This is a genomic window from Paenibacillus tepidiphilus, assembly GCF_008635795.1.
Lineage (GTDB): Bacteria > Bacillota > Bacilli > Paenibacillales > Paenibacillaceae > Paenibacillus_AQ > Paenibacillus_AQ tepidiphilus.
Window position 1 is genome coordinate 187,065 of sequence record NZ_VWRQ01000007.1, and the last position, 24,986, is coordinate 212,050.

Consider the following 24,986-nt stretch of genomic DNA (forward strand, 5'->3'; position numbering starts at 1 on the left):
TATCCCCGCTACTTTCTGTTTTTTTGTCGGATCGGATTGGAGGTCTGGTTCTGGGTGGGCCGGGTCACCAGTGCAAAGAACGGCGCGCGGATAAACACATCCTTCCAATCTCTGCTCCGCATCGGTGCCACAGGAATGAGATAAGAGGAGCCCAGACTGCTCAGACCGCATAGATGAATAACTATGACCGCGATGCCAAAGACCAGCCCCATGTTGCCCCAGACCCCGGCAAGGATAATAACGCCGAAGCGGATCACACGCAGCGAAGCGCTCATCAGATAGCTTGGAATGACAAAGGAAGCGATCGCGGAGGAGGCTACGGAGATAATCAGAATATTGCTGGTCAGTCCGGCCTGCACCGCCGCTTGCCCGATCACGATACCGCCTACGATGCCGATGGTCTGGCCGACCTTGGTCGGCAGGCGCGCTCCGGCCTCCCGCAGCAGCTCAATGGTAAATTCCATCATCAGCGCCTCATACACAGGGGGAAAGGGCACACGGTTGCGCGATTCGGCCAGGGTCAGGAGCATCGACTCCGGAATCATTTCATAATGAAAAGAGGTCACAGCGACATACAGTGCAGTAAGCATAAGAGTGATAAGCAGTGCAACATAACGCACCAGCCGCAGGGCGGTTCCAAGAACCCACCGCTCATAGTAATCGTCGGAGGACGAGAAGAACTCGAAGAACGATGCCGGAGCGCTGATTACCGTCGGGCTGTTGTCAATGAGCACTAGAATTTTACCGGACACCAGCTTAGAGGAGGACACATCCGGCCGTTCCGTTGTGAGAAATTGCGGGAATACCGAAGTCGGCTTGTCTTCAATGTACTGGGACAGCATTCCACCGTCATTGATCGCATCGGTCTCGATCCGCCGAATCCGTCCTTCCAGATCCTTGACATAATCAAGGTTGGCAATATCCTTCATATAAAGAATATATACATCGGTCTTGCTGACTTCGCCGACAGCGCAATGGATCACCTTCAGATGCGAGCTGCGGATGCGGCGGCGGATCAGCGAGATGTTGGTAGTGGCCGATTCGACAAAAGCATCATGGGGTCCCGCGATGATGGACTCGGTCTCCGATTCCGTTACCGAACGCGCCTCGGGACCGAATACATCGATTAAGTGGACGCTGTCTGCCGCAAAAATCGCCACACCGCCCCCCAGAATTCCCTTCACCGCAGTCTTGGAATCCGTCACCGGCACGAATTGCGATTCGCACAGCAGTTGCTCCAGGTCCTTCTTCCGCTTCAGCGACGACAACGGGTCCAGCACCTGATTGATCAGCAGCAGGTTGTCCACCGAATGGGAAAAATAAACGATATATGCGCCAATCTCAGGAAATTCGCGCTGCGTCAAATCTGCGCATTCTTCAAACTCCTGCAGGATATGGCGGAGCGACAGGCGCTCTTGCTGGTCTTGTTGTTTTGGCATAAATAACTCCCCACTCCCCGGATAGATTGTGTTAGTATAACCAATAATTTCTTGAATATGATGCGGCTGCATACCGGAAATCACCCGCTCAATGCGTTCTGAACCAGTATGTTCATGCATTACAAATGCGATCTAATGATTTTTCGTTTATGTCCTCCCACGAAGGACACCATTCCCCTAATCACAGACAAACAAAGGATTAACGAAAAATATTTATGATTTTTCTGTCTTTTTGGTGCGGACACATCTTTTAAAGTTTACGTTTTGTGTTATAATGAAAGCGTAACCAAAAACGACGAACAAACATAATCCCATTAAACCGACCATCGTCCAAGGAGGATGAAGGAAATGCTGGCAGGACTGAAAGAACTGAAGAACTGGGTCACCGGAATGTGGCAGCCGTGGATGTCTTCCCATGAAGAAGAGTACTGGAAGATTGAGTACAGCGTAGAACGCCATTTGCATAACCCGCCGACCCGCAGCCCGCTGACTTACGAAGAAGAAGCCCGCATCAAGACAGTTAAATACCACTGACTTCGTTGACATAGCCGCTTCCCCGGATGATTCCGGGGGCGGTTTTTTATGGGCGGAGCTCCGCAACAAAGAAACCTCCCCTTACCCCGCAGGATAAAAGAAGGCTTGCACAGGTCACCCCTTGAGCACGGCAGCTATATCTTCAGCTCCCCAAGCTTGATCACTCGCTTCCATTATCCTTAAGCAACTATGATATACTAAAAGCATGATTAACCAAGCGAGGTGAAAACGGTGAAATGGGAAGAGATTACTGATTTGCACCCAGGTCGTTTTGTGCTTGTTGAGGCAATCAAGGCAAGCTCCAGCAACCGGGTACGTCAATTAGAGGATATGGCCGTCATTCAAGACTACGACAATCCACAGGAAGCCTGGAGCGGTTATAAAGAGCTGCATAAGCTTCATCCGGCCCGTGAGCTGTATGTATTCCATACGAGTAGAAGCTATGTTGAGGTGGTAGAGGAGTTCTTCTCAGGGGTACGGCAACGGATATGAAGCTACAATTACAGAATGGCTTGCCTGTCGTTTCCTTGACTATAGCTCATCATGATAAATCAATTGTTCTGCATAATGTTCTATTTGATACAGGCTGTGCCGCAACCGTTTTCGATTCCGATGCATTAGCTGAATTAGGCATCCATATTGATTTTATTTATGGAAGAGCCAAGCGAAAGTATGGAGTAGGGGGAACGAGCGAAATTTGTTATGAGCAGCAGATTCCCGACTTTTGCATTGAACATATTGCTTTGACTGATTTTCCAATTCAGCTTGGTTCGATTCAAGAGCCTTACGGCTTTGATGGAATTGTAGGCATTGATTTTATGATGAGAGCCAAATGTAAGGTGGACTTTGAAACATTAAATATCGAGTTTGCAAATTAGACCAAACGATGCATCCTTCATTAGTTGCAATCGCTTGGTTTTCTTTTGCTTACCATTGATTCGTTGTCAAATTCTGCATATGATGTCAGAACGTTTTACTTAAACTTCCCCGCAACTTCCGGACAACAAAAAACCTCCCCTTACCCCGCAGGATAAAAGAAGGCTTAAATGTTTGAAGCCACAACTATTGCCATGACAGCAGGTTCATCTGCAGGCAGCTATTCCCGTTTCTTCCCGACTGCACCCAGATAGATTACGAACTCTTCTTCGCCGTCTAATCCCAGAATCTCATCAATCAGCTTTTGATCATAGATACCGATGGCGCAGGCCCCTGCACCGATAGATTCACTGGATAAATAAAGATTCTGGCATACATGCCCCACATCGATGAGGATTTTTTTGTGGGCTGAAATATCATACTTCCATTCGGAGCGATATGGCGTTGTGCTCCACGCAAACAGTACAGCGGCTTTCTTGGCGAAATTAGGGACAAACGGCTGGTCTAAAGTAATAGCGTCAACCTTCTGTTCCATCTGTTTCAGTTCAAACATAAATAAGAGCTTATGCTCGGAAGGCAGGTACCTGTAAACCCCCTCTTGAACACCCTCCACCCTCATAATCAGTAAATAGGTTTCAAAAGTGTGCGTAGCCCCGCTGCAGGGGACTGTCCGTAAGGTTAGCCCATTCTTGTTCATTCCCGTAATCCCCTGGGTAGCCCATAATAAATAGGACAGCTCCTCAAGACTTAGCGTTTCCGCAGAATAAAATCTCGTACTTCTTCTCTGATCTATGCAATCAAACATATTTTCATTGCGTAAAACATCTCTGCTGACTTTCGGCAAATCAATGATTTGCGAATCTGGACCAAAAGGCTTAACAACAGGTGGTTGGGCCACTCCCTTGATCTTGTCTGTTTTTATATGCTTGAACTCATGAAAATTGGATTTAAGAAATTGCCTTTGCTGCTCGTATCTTGCCATAACGGACCCTCCTGAATGACTTTGGTGACTTAAATTTATCATGTTATATAAAATAGTTTGTGATTGTAATCACAATATTCACTCAAAAAATCCCCTTCATCCAGCAGGATATAAGAAGGCTTATAATCAACGCACTCTTCTCCGGACAACAAAAAACCTCCCCTTACCCCGCAGGATAAAAGAAGGCTTGCACAGGTCACCCCTTGAGCACGGCAGCTATATCTTCAGCTCCCCAAGCTTGATCAGCTCGACAACCGCTTGTGAACGGCCTTTTACATTTAATTTTTGCATGACGTTGGAGATGTGGTTTGAAACACACTCGATTTATAATGGTTACCCTTTAGTACAAATAATTTCTGTTTCTTTATCATTGCTCATGTCCCAATATAATTGAGCAATTTTGCTATTCATATTAATTGCTAAACACAACATCATAAACAGGAATAAAGCAGAGCAAACAAATAAGATACGTGAGTATACAAACAATAACAGCAGACTAAAAATGATAATCAATGGCATTAAAAACATTAAGAATCCACCAAATGCTAAAAAGTTAAAAATTATTGGCAATGATATCTGATTCCGAATAATATTATGAATGTTCGTTTCCTTTTGGCTTGAGATTTCTAGACTAGAACTCAATTTAATTTCTTTAGCATTTTCGTTGCCATGTTTTAAATATCTAAAATCAACATCCAAAGTCACTTTCTTTGCCTCTCTAAGTTCTGATAATGCTAATGATTGGAAAAACGCTTCAAATGTTATTTGATTTTCTTTCCCAAAATTTATTTCTCTAATCAATTGTTGTTCATTAAATCGCTCAAATAACAATAAATTATCATCGACAAATAACTTTATTCGTTTAGTTAACTCTTTTTCTTGCTCACTATGTATATTAAACTCTTCATCCTTTTTTCTAGCTTTAAGTTTATATAGTTGTATAGTTTTCCCTATTTCCTCTAGATTATTTATCTTAAAAAGAACTTTTGTTACTTGTTCAGGCATGATCAAAACATCTAGTATTTGTAATTCAACACCATTTTGACTAACTTTATTTTCTTCATTAGTTCTATTGTTCAATTGAATTGAGCCTTCAAACCACCGCTCCTTTAAATTTTTCGGTATTAGCATATAAATTCCTGTTTTTAAAAGTAAGCCTGATTTCTTACCTACAAATAATTCAAGTCCATCAGGCAACAAATATAATGTTTTATGTTGTATTATTCCCGATTCATTGAATGATTTAATAATGTTTTTTGAAGAATTAAAAAAAACACTAGTCTGTTTCATTAAAAAAATAAATATCTGTTTTATTAAAATAAGGATCTCTTTAATAGCTGTAAGAGTAAAAGATATTAAAAATATTATTACAAAAAACGCCACGATGTATACCGCGATTCGTTTTGTTGAATCACTTAATGCATCCAACCAATTCTTTATCCAAATCAAAAAATCAAGGATCGTGTGGAACACGTAAATCCCTCTTTCTTTTAACAAAATAACAAACAAGCATATAGACTGAACCAACTTTTATTGCGTTTTAAATTATAATCAATTCCAATTATGGATTCGCAGTCCTCCAGAGAGGTATATTAAAATTGCTTATTATCATTAATCACTTAATACAGTTTCAAATAATACAGCGTGCTAACATTCTTGATAAAAAGTCGGAATAATTAATTTCTTCCCCATGCTTCAAGCTCTTCACAGAATTTTGTACGGTCGACCACTGAGTTTTTATTGATGAATTCACGATCTTATGCTCATTTTCTCTAGTTTGTTTTAGCTGTCCTAAGTGTTTAAATAAGATTTGATCATACGTAATCAGATATTCATTTATAGAAGATCGTCTAGTTGGAGAAACGCCTTGATATTCCGAGTGGCTTAAAGATTTGATGCTTTCCTTTCTGTATTGGGCCATCCTTTCAAGTTCATATTTATATCTTATTCTTCGCAACTCATCCTTAAACTGATGTTCAGTTTTATGAATTTGGTTGTCGGAGAGAGGAAGACCAACGTCAATCTGCTTTTGAATTTGCTCAGATAATGCTAACTCAATATAATCTTCAGTTAGATCCCATCCATTTTCATACCTCTTTAGTATCTCATCCCGTTCCAGATCTACTTTATGAAATCCATTTGTTATATCTTTAATAAGTTCTGGATAAAGCATTGTGTAATTCCCAAGACATGTAACACCAAGTCGATACGTCTTATTTTCTTTGCGGTGATGCACAATATAACAAAATCTTAAAGGCATTCCACACTCACATCTGTATGGACGTTGACTGTACCCACCGTTAAGGACCTCCTTTAATTCCCAGTCATTCAATATGTCCCATATTTCATTCATTGACATATCTGACCGTAGTATAACTCCCTTTTTATGCGCTAGTTTTTCAATCCATTTACTTTTCTTACTTTGTTTCAAATATTGTTCTAATAGTTCTCGTTGTTCTTTATTTAGCAATTGATACAACCGATTTACTTCTTTTTCCGTTAAAGGAGTAGGCATATTAAATCCTCCTTTTGACTCAAGGAATTCAAACCTAATTTTATACCTTAATCCCGCAAAATAACATCTTTTAAATGAACAACTGACAATAACAAGAATTTTTAGAAAAGCGTAAAATACAAAAAACCTCCCCTGAAAGATAAGAGAAGGCTTAGATGCACAACTTTAAAGCATGCTCTAAAAAGTTCGCTCAATCATTAATGCAAATGGCAATGGCGTTTTCTCCTTGTATAGTTCCATACACCTTTAAAAATCCAGCTTCATGGCATAATACTGTTAGGTCCTGCAATGTAATTATCCCATAATAACTAATTCCTTGGCGACTAGGAATTAACCATCCATTATTGTAGTCCTTAATATCTTCTCTATTAGTATAACTTTTGAAATATGAATTTCTGAATTGAGTGGTGACTAAAAGCTTACCGTTCTTTTTGAGTTGTCCCTTAATGTTTTTCAACACATTAATTCTTTCTTCAGTAAACGGGATAGCTGACAATACATTAGTGCATATTGCAGAATCTACATATATTTTCTTCCATGAGTCCCCCCCTATTTCATGTACCGTGACATTATCGAGATTCTTTTCCACATATTCAAATACTGATGTCATTTCACCATTAATAGTTTGTGTTTTATTAAGTTGATAAGTAGAATCCACACCATGGATTTGATTTACCCTATTTGCGAGTGGTAAAGTGTATCTTAATTTTCCACATCCATAATCTAAAACAATATGATTACGTGGAATATTTTCTATCCAATCGAGAACTCTTCTACTCGGCTGCATTACAGATTTCGCAGTGTTTTCTGATTTAATTATCAAGCCATTGACATCATAGCGCATTAAGAAACACTCTGATATCTGCATCTGCACCAGGTAATGCTAAAATGGCCCTGATTTCGTTTGAAGCAGCTTTCTTTAGCTTACCATACAGTAAATAACAGAAAAAAATATCTAGTAGTAACGCAATTGCAACAAAAGACGTAGCAGGAGCAGAATACTGTATAAACAAAATTAAACTAATTAATGCAAAAAAGAATGATTCGACCAAAACCCAAAACCAAGACCAACTATCAAGCGCCTTATTTATTAAGTGTTTATCAATTTGGGGATTTGTAGAGCTAGCGTATTTATAAAATACTTGTACCATCAATTCTTTTCTCTTAATATTCATATTTTTAATTTTTGTTTCATTAAGAGCAAAACCAACTTCACCAGCGATAGGCATTAAAATGTATTGAACATCGAACTTATGTCTAATTTTCAATATATCTGAAATAATATTGTGAAGTTTAAAAATTCTAGAAATAAGTAGCGCAAGAAATGCAATTACTGCGTGAACAATTGATACTTTCGTATCCATTATTTCTATTTGTACATCTTTAAATTTTATTAATAAATCTTGAAATAAGGGCGTTGTTTCCGTTAGAATCAAAGCAAGGATAAAAGTGGTTATTCCCGTAAATATTGCAATCCTATTTAACATCTGCGAATAATTCTCTACCATACCGAACATTGTATTCCCCCATTCTCTATCTATATGTACTGTATGCAATTTTATCCCATCCCCCTTACAATTCACAACATTTTTCACTGTGATTTCCCAAAAGAATGAGCATAATATGCAAAAAAGACACATATTTTCACGTGTCCTTTTTTAAAATAACCTCTATCTCTATTATTTGTAATAAAATATATTTATAATGTTCAAAACTCATTTCAACTTTCTATTAGTCCCAACGGAGTATAAATCTCCACTTCCCCATCAACACTTACAACCAATTTGTCAATCAGTTTGGACAAGATAATCCTCATTTCATCCAATCGATCAAACTCAAGGTTCACAAGCGTTTCAAGAGCTGATCTTATCTCATCATGGATCTTATCCAAATTGATCTGAACTTCCTTATTTTGAGATGATTGGGTTAGCTGTGTTTGAAGCGAAGCAATCTCCTGTTCATACTGTTGCTTTTCAAACTGATATTGTTCTTCATCGATTTCCCCGAGCATATTCTGTTTCCTCAATTCGAACAATAGCTTACGGTTTCCTTGGATAGCCTTCTCCAACCTCTTTAGATCCTTATCCATATCAATGGACGACTTCTTCTTCAAGATTCTTTCTTTACTCTCCGTGGTTTCTGTCTCAACGTTTATAACTCGCTTCAACTTCTTGCTCACTTCATTGATGACGGTGTCTCTAAAATTGTTGTAAGGAATCCAGGCATTGTTGACACAGCCCGTCTCTCCTTGCCGTCTCCTGGTGGAGCAGATCAAATAACGGTATTCTGGACCGTCCTTCCTCGACTTCCCTTTACAGCTCACTAGAGAGGCTCCACAGTGCTTGCAAAAGATGATACCAGCAAACACATTCACTCTATTCCTGACGCCTCCACGCCTTCCTCCTCCACGTTTTAAGCGAATCTCCTGCGCAAGCTCGAACGTTTCATCGTCAATTATGGCTTCATGAGTTTGTTCAGCTGATCTTTCCCATTTTCCCTTTTCCCTCTGTACTTGTTTTTTGCTTCGGTCAGACATGTTGTTAATGTCGTTATAGACCTTTTTCACTTCGTATTTACCAAAGACATTCTGCCCTGTATACACTTCGTTGGTAAGAATTCTTTGAATTGTCGTAATCCCCCAAACTCCACCTTTCGGAGAAGGAATCTCCATTTCCTTGTTAAGGTACTGTACAATTGCCTTTTCCCCCATCTTTCTGGATACATATAAATGGTAGATGAGTTCGACGATATAACTATAATTTTCATCAGGCGCAAGTGTCTTTTTATCGCTACTTACGATTTTTCTATATCCAAAAGGAGCAATACTTCCTGTAAAATTCCCTTTTAGCGCGGACTGCCTGATACCGCGCTTCGATGAAAGACTGATCTGTTCGCTGAGTTTTTGATTCACTGCTGAAATGATCTGAAACTTGAGCTCATCATTATCCTTTAGCGAATCAAACCCCTCTTCAATAGAAATCAATCGGATGCCTAAAGCATCCACCAAGATCCTCTTTAGGTTAAGCGAGTCAAGCGTGTCTCTTGAAAAGCGTGAAAGTGAAGCGAATATTATGGTACCAAAATACTTGGATTTGGCATCCTGGATCAATTTCTGAATCTCTTCCCTTGCTACGATGGATGTTCCTGTGTCACGATCTTCATAAGAATACTGTACATCTAAGTCAAGCACTCTGGCTTTTTCTTCACAGAGCCCCCTCTGGTGCTCTGGGCTGTCTTTTTGGGAGTCTTTTGTGGTAGATACACGTACATATATGGCTGTTACATTAGGGTTTATCATCTACAAATCACCTGATTCATCATGGTTGTCTGTCCTTAGAAGTCTCTCTAGTATAGCTTATACCAGGATGTTTGGTGAGCACCTTGCGAATGGTATCATCAACTAATTCTTCAATAATTTTCTCAAGTGACTTTTCCTTTTCAACGGATTTAAAAACAACCTTAAACTGCACAGACATCACCTCTGGTTATGCCTATTACGAACTAAGATTGTCCTATTCCATTTAATTTCGCTTTCTAATGTGTTCAAAGTGATAAAGCCATCTGCTGCTCCATATAATCTGATAACGAATAAATTCCAGAGTACATATGAAGTTAACTCAGTTAACCTGGCTTACAAGGTAAACCCGAGTTAATCTTCATATAGAGAGGGGTTAACATGGCATCAGAAACATTTGGAGTTAAGGTGAACCCAGAAATTAAAGAAAAAGTCTCCTCTATGATTGCGATATCAGGATTATCCAGCAAGGAATGGTTTGAAAGCGTGGTTACCTTATATGAACTTCAGACGTACAAGCATCATGACAGTGCGAAGAAGTATTTAAGTGACTTGGAGATCCTTCAAGAGCACACCTCACGAATTAATGAAATATTTTCCTCTTTAATCAAAAAAGTTATTGATGATAACAACTACACCTCAACAGAGATTGCAAAGGTTACCCTAGAGAAGCAGGGAATTATTGAAGAACTTGAACAACAAGTACAATTTCTGAACAAGGAATTAACTGAGGTCAATCGTGAATTATTAGAGACTCATAAATCGTGGAAGCAATTGGATGAACTGTGCAGTGCGCAGAAAGAGACAATATTCCATCTACAATCTGAACTCGAACGTCAGAACGCTCTGATCTCAAAGTTCAATCAGGAGGAATTCGACAAGTTGACCTATGAGCTTAGCGGATTAAAACAAACGCTAGAAATTGCAACATTACGTCATGAAAAAGAAATTCAAGAATTGATTGCTCAACACCAACAGGAAGTTATTGAGAAATATTTGAGCAATTCGAAATCTACTGGGGAAAGACAAAAAGGAAGGCCACCGAAGACGGCAGTTAAGGAAGCGTCTTTGCCTATAGAAGTGCCGTCGATTCAGGAAAGTTCGAGTAATAACGCCTACCTCAAAGATCCTGATGACGAAAGGTAAACCTTCTCGAATATTAAAGGGGATAGCCTAGCCCTATAATCAGCGATCACATTTTCGAGTTAAAAAAAACAGAAAAATGGCGTGCAAACTTTTATTACGTTTGCACGCCATTTTTCTAATCAAACATTTTTTTAAACCAAGTGCCTTATTGATTCTAAATAATTCTCAAGTCGATTGATTTCAAATCTCCGCTTTTTGAACCATTCTTGTGACCAAATCCTATATATTTTCCACCCAAGCCCTTCCAAAACTTGCTGACGAAGTCGATCTCTATCCCGTGCGACCTTTGAACTGTGATAAGCTTTTCCATCGCATTCTATGCCCAACAGAAACTTATTGTCATTGAGTGGATCAACAATAGCTAAATCAATTCGATAGCCTGAGCAGCCAACTTGAGTTTTAACTTTGTATCCCATATCCGTTAGAACGTTGAATACATCCTCTTCAAAAGGTGAGTCAAACTCCCTCTCTTCATGCGATGTCATACTGATCGGCAACTTGCCGTCCATAGCAGTCTGCATATAATCTTTCAACAAACGCAAACCAGTATTTCCGCTTACTTTTGTATCAGATAAGTCAGATGGCTTCAAAGAACTAATTAGTTTCATGTGATATTTGGCACGTGTAACAGCTACATTTAACCGTCTTTCTCCACGTGCTTTGCTCAGTGGTCCAAAATTATAATGCAACGTTTGATCAGCAGCCTTAGCATAGCCCACACTTAAGAAAATAACATCGCGTTCATCACCTTGAACATTCTCCAGACTTTTGATAAAAAACTCTTCATGAGCCCCTTCTTGAAAGAAACGTTCATATAACGGATTTGCATTTCTTAAAGTGGTCAGTTCATTCTCTATAGCAGAAGCTTGAGCCTCGCTGAACGCAATTATTCCTAGCGATTGATTAGGGTGTTCTTTGAAATGCTCAATTACTAAATTAGCAATTTGTTCTGCTTCTTTTTTATTCGTTTTATTTCCGCCTCGATCGTAAACACCATCTTTAACATAAACGAACTCTGTTCCCAAATAAGGTCCATTATCTGAACTTGGGAAAGTAATCAAGTTATTGTGATAAAAAGCTTCGTTCGAAAAAGTGATTAATGATTCATGTTTACTACGGTAATGCCAACGTAAATTAATCGGAGGGAGTACATGAGCGCACTCATCCAGAATACTTTCATATGAAACTTCTTGATCCTCTTCTTGTTCGTCATCGAAATCTTCTTCAATCGTACTGCTATGGAAAAAGTTCGTTGGAGGTAATTGTTTAGTATCACCTACAACAATTAACTGTTTTCCACGTACGATGGCTCCGATCGCGTCCTCTGAGAATATCTGAGATGCTTCATCAAAAATCACTAAATCGAACTGAATTACAGAGGCATCCAAAAATTGACTTACGGATAACGGGCTCATTAGTAAGCATGGTTTTATCTCCATGAATAAAGGCGCTGTCAGATTTAATAGTTTTCTGATTGGATAGTGCCTTTTCTTCTTTCCTATTTCCGCTTGTATGATTTGAAGTTCTCGACGAAACGCAAGTGAACTTATAGCGTGATTTCGGTTTGATTCTAATTTTTCCTTTATGCGTAGGACGTTCAACTGATTACTTTTTTCATCCAATTTTCTGAAAGAGGTCACATCAGTATTCATTGCATCTGCATCAAAGTCAAATAAAAGTGGTTCATTTTTATATATTTGATCCAGCCAAAGAGTAAAGAATCTCTTCTGGAATAAATCTTTAAACGTAAAATCTGCAATATTCTCACTTTTTATTGCAAGCATAAATTTTCCGAGACCTAAATTAGATGCAAGGTCCTCAAGACGTCGATATCTGATCCAATCTTCCAAAAGATCAATCGAATCAATACGTATCTCCGAAAATTGAATAAGATCCTCAAATTTGAGCTCAGAGAAATCAATTTCTTTGAAGATAACAGATACCGTAAAATATAAGTGCAGATCTTTTTTAAGGTTCATGTTTTTTTCATATTCTTTTTCCGCCTGTTCTAGCCACTCCATGATGTCGAGTTTGTTCCCTTTTCCTTCTGAAGTAACATAATTCAGCAACTTAGACGGCATCGCCATATTAGCAAACAAGTTGTGCCATTCATCCGTCCATGCTAGTGCGTCAAAGATTTGTTCCCAATTCGTGTTGTACCCAGTAAATCGATCACCGAATACAACTTTAAGATTCTCCAGTTCGTTATCGATAATCTCTTTAAAAATTTTTACGCGGACTGCCATCTCTAAGGTGTTTTTAATCTCATCAAATGTTAAATCAGTGGAAACAAAATATGAGCTAAGTCTAGAGAATCCATATTGCCACTCTTCAACTTGGCGTTTTATTAACTTAAGTGTCTTTCCAAATTCATTATAAGGCCAATATAATTCTGAACCTTCGTAACCCGTAAAGAATTTTGGCAGTGCCTCCCGATACAAGGGAAAGTCTTTCTCAATGCAGCTTAAACATTGTACCAGGGGAGTTACATCAACGTAAAATTCCTCAACACTAAACATTGTTGATTTAAATTCATTTGTAATCTGCATATTTCTTTTAAATAACAATTGAAATTCTTCAATGAACCTAAGAATTTTATCCCATTCCGTATCATTACCTTTAAAAGAACTCCCCAGAATACTGACGTTATTTTCGAAATTTTCGTCCAGCTCTTTGGTTTGTTGCTTAAGCATAATATTATTTTTCAAATCTTGCTTCAAGGAAATCGAACTCAGATTCATTGGATTCTGAAGATGGTAATTAAATTTATCTACAAAATCAAAATAGGCTTCCACATTTTCCGATTCAATTCGAAGTTTAGTAAATAATTGTTCTATATCTATCTTTGAAGCATCAGGACCATATACGCTAATTAAATTTGAATACTCGTTTTGAATTCGATTGATGATATTTTTTAAATCGGTACTTATCTGTTTCAATTGGGCAAAAGAAGACGTCAATAACTCCACTTTACCCGCAGGTCTAAGTAACAGCTCTCTTAATAATATAGACATGTTACGTCCTTGATGCCATTCTACAATCTCTCTTGTAGTGGATAGCGCTTGTTCGATGGAAGACCAACTTGTATCAGACAACTGGTAATGCCACCCCAGTAGTGAATGGAAATCAGATTCCATTTTCCCAATGGATTTCTTGTAATCTAATACTCGTTTTATGTTACGAACGTATTTTTGAAACGTATCAAAATCTAATTTCTCATTGGATTTCAGATTAGCCCTCAGCCATTTTAAATCCTTTTTATAGGAACCATTAAAGACCCTGAAAAATGACTGGTATGGCCCCTCACACCGTTCAAAAATATTGTAAATGCGCTCGTCATACACTTCCTCTTCAAATAATTTAGTGGATTTATCAAATTCAATCTGATATTTCCCAAACAACTCTTTCCCCTCACGAATAGTCGTTTGTATACCATGATAATTATTTAAGTCAAACCAACTTTCCTGTGGCTTGGGAGATTTCTCGATAAACTGAATCACAATTTCTAGATTATCAATCAAGGAGAGGTTGGTTATTTCTATTCCGAATAGTGACTCGAATTCTGATTTATATGTGTTAAATAATTGAGTTTTACTGAAAAAATCCCCAAGCAATCCTTTCACCTTTGATTTTTGATCATACAAATTTACTTCCTCTGCTCCTGATCTTTGAGTGTTACTAAATGGTTCGACTAGGGACTCTTTAACTTCTAAATCAATCAAAGCCTTTTCAGCATTAATCTCTAAAAATGATGGCTTATATTTTGATAACAAATTGCCTCGTAATTCAGCAATCTCTAAGTATTGCCCCTTTAATTTCATGGCTTGATTTAAAATATTTGCTAGTTGGTTTACATCGAACCAGATCTCTGTTGGAGTTACATTTTGGTTTAGCAAAGAAAGATAACTTAACAACTGGTTTAGTTCTTTAGCACTTTCCAACTCGTGCATTCCAAGCCTAGAGGCTATTTCAGCATAATTAGAGGCATTGGAGAGAATAAGCAAGATATCTTCGATCCTATTTATTAATGCACTTTGGGTTAACAAAACTTCGTTCAGTTTTGTTTCAGGAATCATCGAAATAAACTGTTCATTTTCAATATATAGTTCGTTATAAAAATCTTGAAGGCAGCTTTCCTCCAATATATCTTCATTGACCTTTGTCGTTAACTCCTTTTTTTCATCAAGAAATGTTGAAAATCTCTCTTGATAATTTTTAGCATCTATAATGATCTGAGATATATTCCCATTATCAAACCACCCCACTGGAGGCAGTGGAGAATGCTTAGCCATGTCCAATATGTTGGTTGCCTTTTTTAATTCATCTAACGTAGAAATCTGTAGCCCAGTAAATGATTGTATATTTGATACTACTTCCGTCGTGTATTCCAATTGATTTTTCATCTTTTCAAGAAACTTTTTCACTTTAGATTTCATTTCAAGCGAGAAGCTCTCGTCGTTGTAGCCTTCCCATGGGTGAAAATCAGATTTATAAACAGAGGCCCGATAACGTTCTAGGTCAGCCAACAATCTGTAAATTGATTCAAGCTCAGTAGTTGGGCTAATGTTGAAGTCCACTGTAAATTCAGGGACGTTATGCAACCTAGAAAGTATTCCGTGTATTTCGTATACTGTCATATCATACGGTTCTCTGGCTAAATGAACCTTTTCTGAATATGAATTTAGTTTTTCCCTGATGACATTTATTTGGCCGTATACTTCCTTGGATATTTTCTTATTTGATTCCTGAACATTTAACACATGGTTTATTTCATCTAAAACCTGTCTTTTATTGGCTTTTTGACTATGCATCTCAATACAAAAATCTCCTAATCCTTCACTCTCAAGGCGACTTTTCACTACATTTAGTGCGGCCATTTTCTCACTTACAAATAGGACCTTTTTGTTGTTTGCTAAGTTCTCTGCAATTATATTGGAGATGGTTTGGCTCTTCCCAGTGCCTGGTGGACCCTGAAGAACAAAGCTCATCTCATTTTTAGCAGCCAATATTGCTTGCTGCTGGCTTGAGTCCGCATCGAGTATATTGAATATTTGATGGGAAAGGACCTCCCGATCCATACTTGTTTCATCTGGAATTCGTGTGTGATCGAATGTTTGTTTTCTGCTTTCCTCATTAGGCACACCTGCAATTTCTCTGATCAGTGGATGACTTTCGATTATATCTTTATAAGTCTCCATATCCTTGTACATAACCAGCTTGTTAAAGGAAAACAACGATAAATAAACGTCCTCTTCGACGCCCCAGCCCTCAAGATTAATAATAAGTTCTCTTATTTCTCCCCATAATTGATTAACGTTAATACTTGCTGGATCTTCAGGGAGCTCAGGCAAGGTAATACCATGCTGCTCTTGCAACATATGTGCTAGGAAGGGATTGATCACAATCTCATCTTCAAATTGATTTATTGTAAACGGGGCATTCGCACTAGTTCTTTTTAAGGTTACAGGCACCAACAGTAAAGGCGCAAAGAAATCTGATGAAGATGAGAGCTGTGTTTCTTTCCATTTTAAAAGACCAAATGATAAGTAAGAAATATTTATTCCTTGTTCGTTCATTCGTGTCTTTGCAGCCGTTCTAAGCTTATTTAAAATCCTATTATAATTTTGGATTTCTTCAGCAATACGTTTTTTCTTCTCAAGTTCTTCAATTGGCATAAGTTTGATTTTTTCAATTTGATGAGTATATTGGGTAACTAATTTATTACAGTCCAATTGTTTTTCTTCCCACACCAGTGATTCAAATAACTTTGAAGGGACATCTAAGAAATTCACACTATTAGTTTTCTTTGGCTTAAAATTAAGCAGTGTGTTCCTCTTACTCATATCGATGAGGTTCTTTTTCCAGTTCGCTATTCTGTTTGATAACTGCTGTTCGATTTGATTGTCCATTTTTATCCACCTATTCGGTATAAAATCAGCTGAACTTCATCAATACATTCAGCCAGTCCTATGATAATTAGGTAAATTGTACCACGCAGCTCATAGTAATAGAATACAGAAAACTAGGAAGGGCTAATTAATCTTTACCTAAGAACCGAGCTACTTATTTGGACAGTTATTCGGTTATAACTTTAGACACTAAGAAGCCTTATATACCGTAAGGTTTAAGGGGGGATGAGCCCTATAAAAACTCGGTTTTATACAAGCTACGGGATCGAATGGCTAATAAAAAACCGAGTTTTTTATTTCTCTAGTATTCTAGCAATTAATCCAAGAACCGAGATATAACAAGAAAAAGACTTGCTTCATTCCTGAAACAAGTCACTTCACTTCCGTATATAGTAAGTCATGTCGAGCTGTGATTTTAACATTCCCTATAGGATTAATGGTAATCTCCTGTACAAACTCGAATAATAAACCACGAAGCATTCTCGAATCTTGCTCATGCTTTTCTTGTTGCTTTATCGGTTGTCTCTTTACTTGCTCCAACTTTATTTGATCCAGCTTGCTTTTAACGCTTTCTTGATTAAGTCGTAATTTACGCATTTGTTTAATTTGATTTTGATGCTGTATCAATTGTTTATCAACTACACTAATCTTTTGTTCGTAACTTTGTTTAGACAGTGTCAATATCCGAATGAGTGTCTTTACATTGTCCCTGACTTCTTCCAACTCTTCTACATCCATGCTATGGAGAAAAATAAACTGTTGATCAATTTCAGACTTAACCTTAATCAGTTGATCCTTATAATTTGAAATTGTTCGGCTAAGTACATCACATTCTCTGCCCAAGTTAATGATGTCGTCCTCTATGCTCATTAAAACCTTCTGAATGATTACATTTTCATGTTGTTGTCGTAAATTCATCAAAAGGAAATCAATTATTTCATGTGCTTTGCTCAATTCAAATCTATAATCGCAAGAGGAACACCAGTAAAACTTAGTTCCATATTTTTCACCTGATTTCCCTGTAGTAGTTTTATCTTTGCCTACAAAATAACATCCACAAGTTTCACATTTAAGAAGATCCTTTAGCAAAAAGCTCGTTTTAAAACGCCGTGGAGGAACCTTACCATTGACCCTTTTACTATATAGCTCCCAACATCTCTCCCACTTTTCTAATGAGATGACTGCTGGAATTCTATCGCTGTGTAGCATCTCCCATTTCGATCGGTCATTAAATGAATTATTTGCTCGTTTTTTCTTTCTTCCCCGTGTTAAGTATCCTGCATAAAAAGGATTAGTGACCACAGCTCGAACAGCCTGGTCAGTCCATTCACAGCCATCATAAGAGTTAGAAGGCAATTTCTGAGCAATCTTTTCAAAACCAAAGTATTCTAAATACATGTTAAAGATATCTTTAATTATCAAGTGCTCGTGTTCAACTGCTTCGAAAAGCTTTGTTTCTGAATTATAGCGATAACCAAAAGGTGGTTTACCTCCACACCACTTACCTTGTTTAAAAAATGTATACATAGTATCTCTAGTCCGAACGCGGGTATTATCTACTTCAAATTTTGAGTTGCCGTCCTTGATTAGATCAACTAAAAGATCCCCAGAATCATAAAGACTTTCTGTGCTCGCAATGATTACGGGGATTTTATATTTTTTTAAAGTTGAGCGTATCTCCTGATGTTCCCTTGGATTTCTTGCTAGTCGGTCATGCTGCGATATAACTACAAAGTCATATTTATTTAAATGAGCATCGGCGAGTAAATATGATACACCGTTACGTTCTTTCAGTTCCTTTTTCCTTGCCGAAACTCCCGTATCTAAATACTCACCAACAAATTCACATTCATATTTCTGAATAATATCTAAGGCCATGCTTCTCTGGGCATCCATCGTCTGCTTGTCTGTTGAATGCCTTCCGTAAAAGGCTCCCCTCATTCCAGGACTAATCAACGTTTTTAATTTCAATTGTAATTTCACCATCCTTGATGTTTACTAATTTTAAAAATGGATGTTTTAATTCAATTCGGGGCGAAAAATCAGGAGGACCAATCTCAATTTTACTTACAATATCTTTTAACACTTCCGCTATCTCCACACTGTTCATTTTGTTGAGCTTTTCTTGAACATTCAACTGTGTCCATATAGCTTGGATTCTTGCTGGAAACACCCCTATATAATTCTGAGTTCTCAAAAGCAACTTCTTTTGGTGCTCGTATTGAACTAATTTTGAATACTCTGTCACCATTTCCCTCTGCGTATGAGGATCTTTATTTAGTATCCACTTTTCCGTAAATCCAATTACGTTATCTTTCAATATTTTCATTTTTTGTTCTAACTCTAAGAGTCTGACTGCACTTTCTGCATTCACTCGATTGATCACATCCATGAGCATAACGCTGTTTTGAGAATAAGCTATATTTTGGGCCCACTTAGTTGCTTCTTCTAAAACGTACTTCTCTAAGAATTGTTGGGGAATCTTGTTTCGATAATGAGCGCTGCAATAATACATAACAGATTCTTTTCCAGCCATTGAAATTAGCTTTCTTTTTAGCGGTTCATTACACGTCGCACAGAAAACAAGTTCATCAAGCATACTTACTTCAGATTTTTGCTTACCTCTACTCTGTATTAATGTATTAAGTATCATCTGAGCTTGATTCCATTTATCCTCATCTATAATTTTCAATCGTTTTTGTTCAATTTCTATAATATCCTCATTAAATTTCGCTCTACGGAAGCCCATATATTCAGGCGTGGTGATATACTTTTTAATTTTGTTGTAATTGCTTTTGTGCTTTTCAATAATTCTCTTAGACTCTAAATACCTAACAAATTCACTGAATGTCCGACATTCAGTGACTAATAGTTCATTGAAAATCATCTCAATTTTTTCTACTTTTATTGGATCGGGTTGTATTATCTTTTCTGCATCTAGGAAGTATCCAAACGGCAACTTTCCCCCATGATTTTTCCCATCAGAGAATAACGCAAGTTTAGTATCTCTGATTCGATGTGCGATCTGATTCACCTCGCGCTCGTTAAATCCAGCAATGATCAATTCAAAAAACTCCCCTGCTGGTGAGTATTGCAGGGGGAGTTCATTACTAGCAGAAAAAATAACCTGAACGTTATATTTCTTCAATATCTCGTAAATTTCTAAATGCTGTCCAACATTACGTGCTAAACGATCCCGTTTGTAGGCTATCAAAGTTTTTACATTACCTCGTTTAATGTCAGTAAGTAATCGGGCAAGATTGGGTCGGTCACTAATTTTATTTATACGTGCAGAGACCGCTGTATCAATATATTCTTCATCAATTAACAATGAACGCTGAGCAGCGACAGCTTCAGATATGGTCCTCTGCATGGAAATCGAGTTTTCTTGAGATTCAATAGATGAGCGACAGTACAGGACAGTTTTCACAAATCCCTCAACTCCTTCTCTAAAAGGGTATGCTCATCCTCGCCCAAATTTGCTATTTCTGAGTTCAAAGCCTCTTTAAACATATTCACATATAAGGCTAACCATTTTTGCATAGCTTCTGGATCATGAACATATGTGATATTTGTAATTTTTATTTTGTTTACGTCAGCCTCTCTCATTAAATCCTCCTGTATGTTCGTTAATTACCATTCTTAAGTTCTCCTTATCTCCTTTAAATTCCAGTTTTTGTCGCGTATAATCATATCTAGGGGGTGTTCCATGAGGACATTGGGGCAGCAGGTCAGAACTATGAGGCTTCAAAGAAATATTGGGTTAAGCGACTACGCTCAAGAACTTGGAGTATCTACAGGCTATCTTAGTAATTTTGAGACAGGTAAAACTGAAACAATACAATTAACAATCCTCGAAAAAATACTTAAAGACTTGGGACTTGGGAGCTCGGACGCAGAAGTGGATTCCGCAACTGATCAGCAATTAAATCGAATCAACTCCTTACTCATAAAGTTACATAATGAATCACCAGAGGCATTTGAATATTTCACTAACAATTTAGAGCATGGGATTAAGTTGTTTAACAAGCTTGGTAATAAGTAGTATAGGTAATAATGAAATCTTTATTCAATTTAATGAAAAATAATTTCATATAAATGAAACAGCCTCGTTCGGCTTGATACCGAATGAGGCTGTTTTTGCTTTCTGTATTATGGATAAACTATACCTTCAGAGGCACATATATTTTCTGTAAAGGGATTAATTGTTGAGAAATAATTGGAAGTTTTTCGTACCATTCACAAATTAATTGTACTAATTCACTAAGATCAAGCAGTTTAACGCCATTCTGTTGTGCCACTGTTCTTGCCGATGAAGTATACCCACCAGTCGAAACGAAGATGCTACTAGCATCCATAGGAGTGGTACCAAGTAATTGTTGGATTTCAGCCCCATTACTTGCAGAATTACGATGTTTCACTTGCACCTTAATGATTGGCTTCTCAAATCCAAATGCATCACGATGAGCAAGGATATCGACGCCACCATCTGGTCCTTTAGGACTCACCTTAACTTGGTATCCCATAGCTGATAATAGGCCACCCACTAGATCCTGCATTTGCCAAGGATCTAGCTTATCAATTGCATCTTCCATCAATGTTTTTGCTTGTTGAATGAATTCTTCAGCATTATTCGTTTCAGCATCTTGTCCATCATCGGTTATATCATGAGATGTAGATGTATTACCTAATAGCAGATTGTTGAATTCCATTCCCCAATCATCGATACGAAATACAGTAGAAATACCCCCGAGTGAATTCTTTGCTCCTTGCGATAGCAGATCACGAGAAACACGCTTATCCTCCCATTTAACACTAATAACGTTCGGGTAGTAATCGCTTATAACAGATTCATTATAGTCATGTGACTTTGTGACAGTCCCAACTAAATATTCACGAGTGTCCTTAGTGTAAGTTACGATTCGGTCCCCAATTTTAATATCACGACTGAACTTCCAAACTTGACTTGCCCATTGAATTCTGGAACCAGGTTTCGATTCATGATAAACCTTGTGGGCCTTTTGTATCATGGCATCTCTTGATGTATATGATTTTGGGTCACCCAACTGATTCCAACCGATTGACACAACATTCTTTGATTCCCATTTGGGTATTAGTTCATTGTTATCCCCTGCACGAACCATCCACCATTTAGACACTCGCTTGTCCTCCTAATTATCGCGTACGAAAATCCCACTATAACATTTAATATTTCTACACTATGTATAATAAGTCCTGTTTAATCTTAGCTTTAAAACTTCGATTGATTACTGTATAGCTCTGAGTTCCTTGTTAAAGAACTAAAGTATTTGCAAATACAGTAGTAGTTCAACCAACAACAGGGTTCCATTTATTCAAATATTCTCCGTAATACAGCAGGTTTTTCGTGAGAAATGTCGAACTTTTTGATTATTAGAACGACTGGTAATTTTTGTCGTAAACTCAAGGGGAACTGCTATGAGAAATAAATATTCTGATTTTATTGATCAGACTTTCAAATTAAACCCTGTACTCATCGTTGGAAGTGGTATATCTGCAGGTGCTGGAATTTCAGGAATGGGAAAACTGGCTAGTTATTTATCAGCAAATGTTCAAGTGGACAAATTGAATGAAAATGAAAGAACCATATGGTTTGAGATCAAATCCAAACTAGCAATTGGTTTAGGTCTCGAGGAGGTGCTTCAGAATTCGGGGGAGGCCGTTAGCAATAAACTTCTGCAAGAAATCATTCTACACACTTGGTGTTGCATTTCAACAGATGAGCAAAAATTGCTGCTGGATATTTCAACCAATGCTGATCCGACAGGATTTGTTCGATACTTTTTAAAATACATAACTTCCAACACGAAAGTCATTCACATAATAACGACAAATTATGATCACTTAATCGAATGGTCATCATCAAAAGCGGGTTGGAGAATCTGGGATGGATTTAACGAAGGGTCAATCGGCTCTCCTCTCTCAATAGACAAGTTGAATGAGCAAATGATTCGGACCGTAAAAACTGGTAAGAACCTGAATAATATCACCCATCCTCATTTGCGAATTTATAAGCCCCATGGATCGCTGAGTTGGTTTAAAATTCCTAATGGTGACGTTATGAAGGTGCCAGGAGTCGGTACACATTTAATACCACTTCTAGAACAGGTTCGACTTACGCCAACAATTGTAACCCCTGGAACAGGGAAATATCTTGAGACACACATGGAGCCATATTATACGATACTTTCTGAAATGAAGCAGGCATTGAGTGGATGTAATGCTCTGATGTTCCTAGGATTTGGTTTTAATGATTTGCACATTCAAGGTAGCTTTGAACCGCTATTGCGAAATGACTCTATCCCCAAAATTATATTAGCTATGGAACTATCTACTACTGCAAAAGCGTTGATTGAAAAAGGGGCAATAAAAAATTTCGTAGCAGTTCAAAAAGTGGGGGATTACAGCGAGATTATCAGTGATAAATTTGAACCCTTTATCCTGCAAGAACCGAATCATTGGATGTTTACTGAACTTTTAAATCAAGCTTGGGGGGCTGAATCGTATGCAGCAACACCTAGATCTATTTAATATCAATAATGACCATTTTGTAGGATATGTGAACAAAGTCGATAGCTATCGTGTAAATGTTTCAACTTCTAGTGAAGATCAACTTCGAAAAATCAATGTGAACGGCTATGTTATCATGAATACTTCTGATCCAAACACCCGTTTGGTCGGACGCATTGAGCGAGTGGTTCGCCTCGAATATGAGCAAGATGAGCATTTTCCAACAGACGGTAATAATGTCAACAATGATGTTACCATCACTGCTCTAGGCACTCTAAAAGGACCACGTGCAGGAAGAGAACGACCGTCATTTACGCGGGCGGTCGAAAACCTCCCTGAAATTGGAGCAGACTGTTTTTTGTTATTTGGCGATTATATGACACTATTCACTGGCTTAATTGCAGATGAAACCGCCAAATCGAAAACCCCATTATCATTAGGTGCATATACAATGGCGGCTAATGCTCACGCTTTACTGGACGGAAACGCTTTTTTCCAAAGACATGCCATGGTCGTTGGATCTACAGGCTCAGGAAAATCGTGGACTGTAGCCAGAATTATTGAGCAAGTAGCTGGTCTTAAAGATTCCAACATGATTATTTTTGATTTGCACGGAGAATACGAACCTTTGGCTGCTCACCCTAACATCACTCGTTATCGAATTGCGGGACCAGGAGACTTAGATATTCCGAAAGAGGATGTGCTTTTCCTACCCTACTGGCTGCTGGGCTATGAAGATATGCTCGCTCTTATATTAGACAGAAGTGATGAAAATGCCCCAAATCAGTCGATGGCTTTTAGCAACGCAGTAATAAGTGCTAAAAAGGATATCCTAGAAAGTGAAGGTATGCAAAAAGAACTTGACACTTTTACAATCGACAGTCCCGTTCCATATAGCTTAGATGATGTAGTGAATGCAATCACTGAATTAAATGAGCAAAAAGTTCAAGGTAAAAATGGACCAGTCAATGGTCCTTTCAACGGAAAGTTCAATCGCTTTTTACCTCGACTTCAATCTAAGCGAAGTGATCGAAGACACGGATTTTTGTTTGCTTTAAAACAAGAACAGCTTGCTGTGAATTACCTTGACTATTTGGTTGAAAAGTTAATGAAAGCAAATGATAATCATACTCCTGGTGTGAAAATAATTGATTTTAGCGAAGTTCCTTCGGATATATTACCAATCGTACTTAGTTTAGTAGCTCGTCTAGTTTTTCAAGTTCAGCAATGGTCGGCTAGTAGCTCGAGACATCCAATTGCGCTTGTCTGTGATGAAGCACATTTGTATTTGCCTAACCGTATGGCAGCTGATGCAGCTGAAGTACGGGCATTGACGCATTTTGAACGGATTGCCAAGGAAGGACGAAAGTATGGAGTTAGCTTACTCATTATTAGTCAGCGTCCTTCTGAACTGAACACTACGATAATGAGTCAATGTAATAATGTCGTTGCACTGCGGTTGTCGAATCAGTCTGATAAAAGTGCAGTCGCGAACTTGCTTCCAGAAAACCTTGGCGGCATTCAAGACCAACTCCCGACACTAGGAATTGGAGAAGCAATTGTTGTAGGAGATTCTTGTTTATTGCCTAGCAGAATAAAAATTCAGAAACCAGAATATCAACCTAACTCTGGTTCAGTAAAGTTCTGGGACGAGTGGAGCGAAGCTGACAAAAAACAAAATCTTGCTCTGGCAGTTCAAAATTTAAGAAGGCAGAACAGTACTCAAGACTAAGGCGTCTTT

Annotated in this window: 19 protein-coding genes and 1 pseudogene; 7 read left to right on the forward strand and 13 right to left on the reverse strand. The window is 38.1% G+C overall.

Annotated features, from left to right (window positions below; genetic code table 11):
* Positions 1-8 precede the first annotated feature (8 nt).
* Complete coding sequence (locus tag F1379_RS11550) at positions 9-1,439, reverse strand: spore germination protein (protein ID WP_239004639.1); 1,431 nt, start codon at positions 1,437-1,439, stop codon at positions 9-11.
* 348 nt (positions 1,440-1,787) lie between these two features.
* Here F1379_RS11550 and F1379_RS11555 point away from each other — a divergent pair, with 348 nt between their 5' ends.
* From F1379_RS11555 to F1379_RS11565, 3 genes are all read left to right on the forward strand, one after another.
* Complete coding sequence (locus F1379_RS11555) at positions 1,788-1,973, forward strand: hypothetical protein (RefSeq protein WP_150269621.1); 186 nt, start codon at positions 1,788-1,790, stop codon at positions 1,971-1,973.
* Between the two features lie 231 nt (positions 1,974-2,204).
* Positions 2,205-2,465 carry a hypothetical protein gene (locus F1379_RS11560; protein WP_150269623.1) on the forward strand — a complete coding sequence of 87 codons (261 nt, stop codon included), beginning with the start codon at positions 2,205-2,207 and terminating at the stop codon, positions 2,463-2,465.
* Entirely contained in the window at positions 2,462-2,851 is a 390-nt protein-coding gene (locus tag F1379_RS11565; protein ID WP_150269625.1) for a pepsin/retropepsin-like aspartic protease family protein, read from the forward strand. The genes F1379_RS11560 and F1379_RS11565 overlap by 4 nt, the downstream gene beginning before the upstream one ends.
* Positions 2,852-3,069: 218 nt before the next feature.
* On the opposite strand, the gene F1379_RS11570 is transcribed toward F1379_RS11565, so the two are convergent.
* The 7 genes and pseudogenes from F1379_RS11570 to F1379_RS11595 all read right to left on the reverse strand — a co-directional run bounded on the left by F1379_RS11570 (position 3,070) and on the right by F1379_RS11595 (position 9,644).
* On the reverse strand, positions 3,070-3,831 hold the full coding sequence (locus tag F1379_RS11570) for a SagB/ThcOx family dehydrogenase (RefSeq protein ID WP_150269628.1): 762 nt from the start codon (positions 3,829-3,831) through the stop codon (positions 3,070-3,072).
* Positions 3,832-4,047: 216 nt separating this feature from the next.
* Positions 4,048-4,146, reverse strand: a pseudogene (locus tag F1379_RS30295) (LuxR C-terminal-related transcriptional regulator); the annotation flags it as partial.
* An 18-nt stretch (positions 4,147-4,164) separates the two neighbouring features.
* Entirely contained in the window at positions 4,165-5,304 is a 1,140-nt protein-coding gene (locus tag F1379_RS30300) for a hypothetical protein (protein WP_239004640.1), read from the reverse strand.
* Between the two features lie 157 nt (positions 5,305-5,461).
* A complete protein-coding gene (locus F1379_RS11580; RefSeq protein ID WP_150269630.1) occupies positions 5,462-6,346 on the reverse strand; it encodes a hypothetical protein in 885 nt (294 codons plus the stop codon).
* 190 nt (positions 6,347-6,536) lie between these two features.
* The gene (locus tag F1379_RS11585; protein WP_162551130.1) at positions 6,537-7,190 is read right to left on the reverse strand and encodes a methyltransferase domain-containing protein; all 654 of its coding nucleotides are present in this window, start codon (positions 7,188-7,190) and stop codon (positions 6,537-6,539) included.
* Positions 7,180-7,902 (reverse strand): hypothetical protein, encoded by a 723-nt coding sequence (locus F1379_RS11590; RefSeq protein WP_150269634.1) that lies wholly within the window; start codon positions 7,900-7,902, stop codon positions 7,180-7,182. The genes F1379_RS11585 and F1379_RS11590 overlap by 11 nt, the downstream gene beginning before the upstream one ends.
* Before the next feature lie 164 nt (positions 7,903-8,066).
* Positions 8,067-9,644 (reverse strand): recombinase family protein, encoded by a 1,578-nt coding sequence (locus F1379_RS11595; protein WP_150269636.1) that lies wholly within the window; start codon positions 9,642-9,644, stop codon positions 8,067-8,069.
* A gap of 378 nt (positions 9,645-10,022) precedes the next feature.
* Here F1379_RS11595 and F1379_RS11600 point away from each other — a divergent pair, with 378 nt between their 5' ends.
* Positions 10,023-10,787, forward strand: coding sequence for a hypothetical protein (locus F1379_RS11600; protein ID WP_150269638.1), 765 nt, complete (start codon positions 10,023-10,025; stop codon positions 10,785-10,787).
* A gap of 131 nt (positions 10,788-10,918) precedes the next feature.
* Here F1379_RS11600 and F1379_RS11605 read toward each other — a convergent pair whose 3' ends face one another.
* From F1379_RS11605 to F1379_RS11620, 4 genes are all read right to left on the reverse strand, one after another.
* The gene (locus tag F1379_RS11605; RefSeq protein ID WP_150269640.1) at positions 10,919-16,696 is read right to left on the reverse strand and encodes a DUF4011 domain-containing protein; all 5,778 of its coding nucleotides are present in this window, start codon (positions 16,694-16,696) and stop codon (positions 10,919-10,921) included.
* Between the two features lie 372 nt (positions 16,697-17,068).
* Positions 17,069-18,667: a recombinase family protein gene (locus tag F1379_RS11610; protein WP_162551131.1), complete on the reverse strand. Its 1,599-nt coding sequence runs from the start codon at positions 18,665-18,667 to the stop codon at positions 17,069-17,071.
* Positions 18,645-20,126 carry a recombinase family protein gene (locus tag F1379_RS11615; protein ID WP_150269643.1) on the reverse strand — a complete coding sequence of 494 codons (1,482 nt, stop codon included), beginning with the start codon at positions 20,124-20,126 and terminating at the stop codon, positions 18,645-18,647. Before F1379_RS11615 ends, F1379_RS11610 begins: the two co-directional genes overlap by 23 nt.
* On the reverse strand, positions 20,123-20,305 hold the full coding sequence (locus F1379_RS11620; RefSeq protein WP_150269645.1) for a hypothetical protein: 183 nt from the start codon (positions 20,303-20,305) through the stop codon (positions 20,123-20,125). The genes F1379_RS11615 and F1379_RS11620 overlap by 4 nt, the downstream gene beginning before the upstream one ends.
* A 100-nt stretch (positions 20,306-20,405) precedes the next feature.
* Here F1379_RS11620 and F1379_RS11625 point away from each other — a divergent pair, with 100 nt between their 5' ends.
* The gene (locus F1379_RS11625) at positions 20,406-20,741 is read left to right on the forward strand and encodes a helix-turn-helix domain-containing protein (RefSeq protein WP_150269647.1); all 336 of its coding nucleotides are present in this window, start codon (positions 20,406-20,408) and stop codon (positions 20,739-20,741) included.
* Positions 20,742-20,859: 118 nt separating this feature from the next.
* Here the strand turns inward: F1379_RS11625 and F1379_RS11630 are convergent, their stop codons facing one another.
* Entirely contained in the window at positions 20,860-21,855 is a 996-nt protein-coding gene (locus F1379_RS11630) for a restriction endonuclease (RefSeq protein WP_150269649.1), read from the reverse strand.
* Between the two features lie 298 nt (positions 21,856-22,153).
* On the opposite strand from F1379_RS11630, the gene F1379_RS11635 reads away from it, so the two are divergent.
* Together F1379_RS11635 and F1379_RS11640 are read left to right on the forward strand one after the other, a co-directional pair.
* Positions 22,154-23,266, forward strand: coding sequence for an SIR2 family protein (locus F1379_RS11635; protein WP_150269651.1), 1,113 nt, complete (start codon positions 22,154-22,156; stop codon positions 23,264-23,266).
* Positions 23,241-24,977, forward strand: coding sequence for an ATP-binding protein (locus F1379_RS11640; protein ID WP_150269653.1), 1,737 nt, complete (start codon positions 23,241-23,243; stop codon positions 24,975-24,977). Before F1379_RS11635 ends, F1379_RS11640 begins: the two co-directional genes overlap by 26 nt.
* The last annotated feature ends 9 nt before the right edge of the window (positions 24,978-24,986 follow it).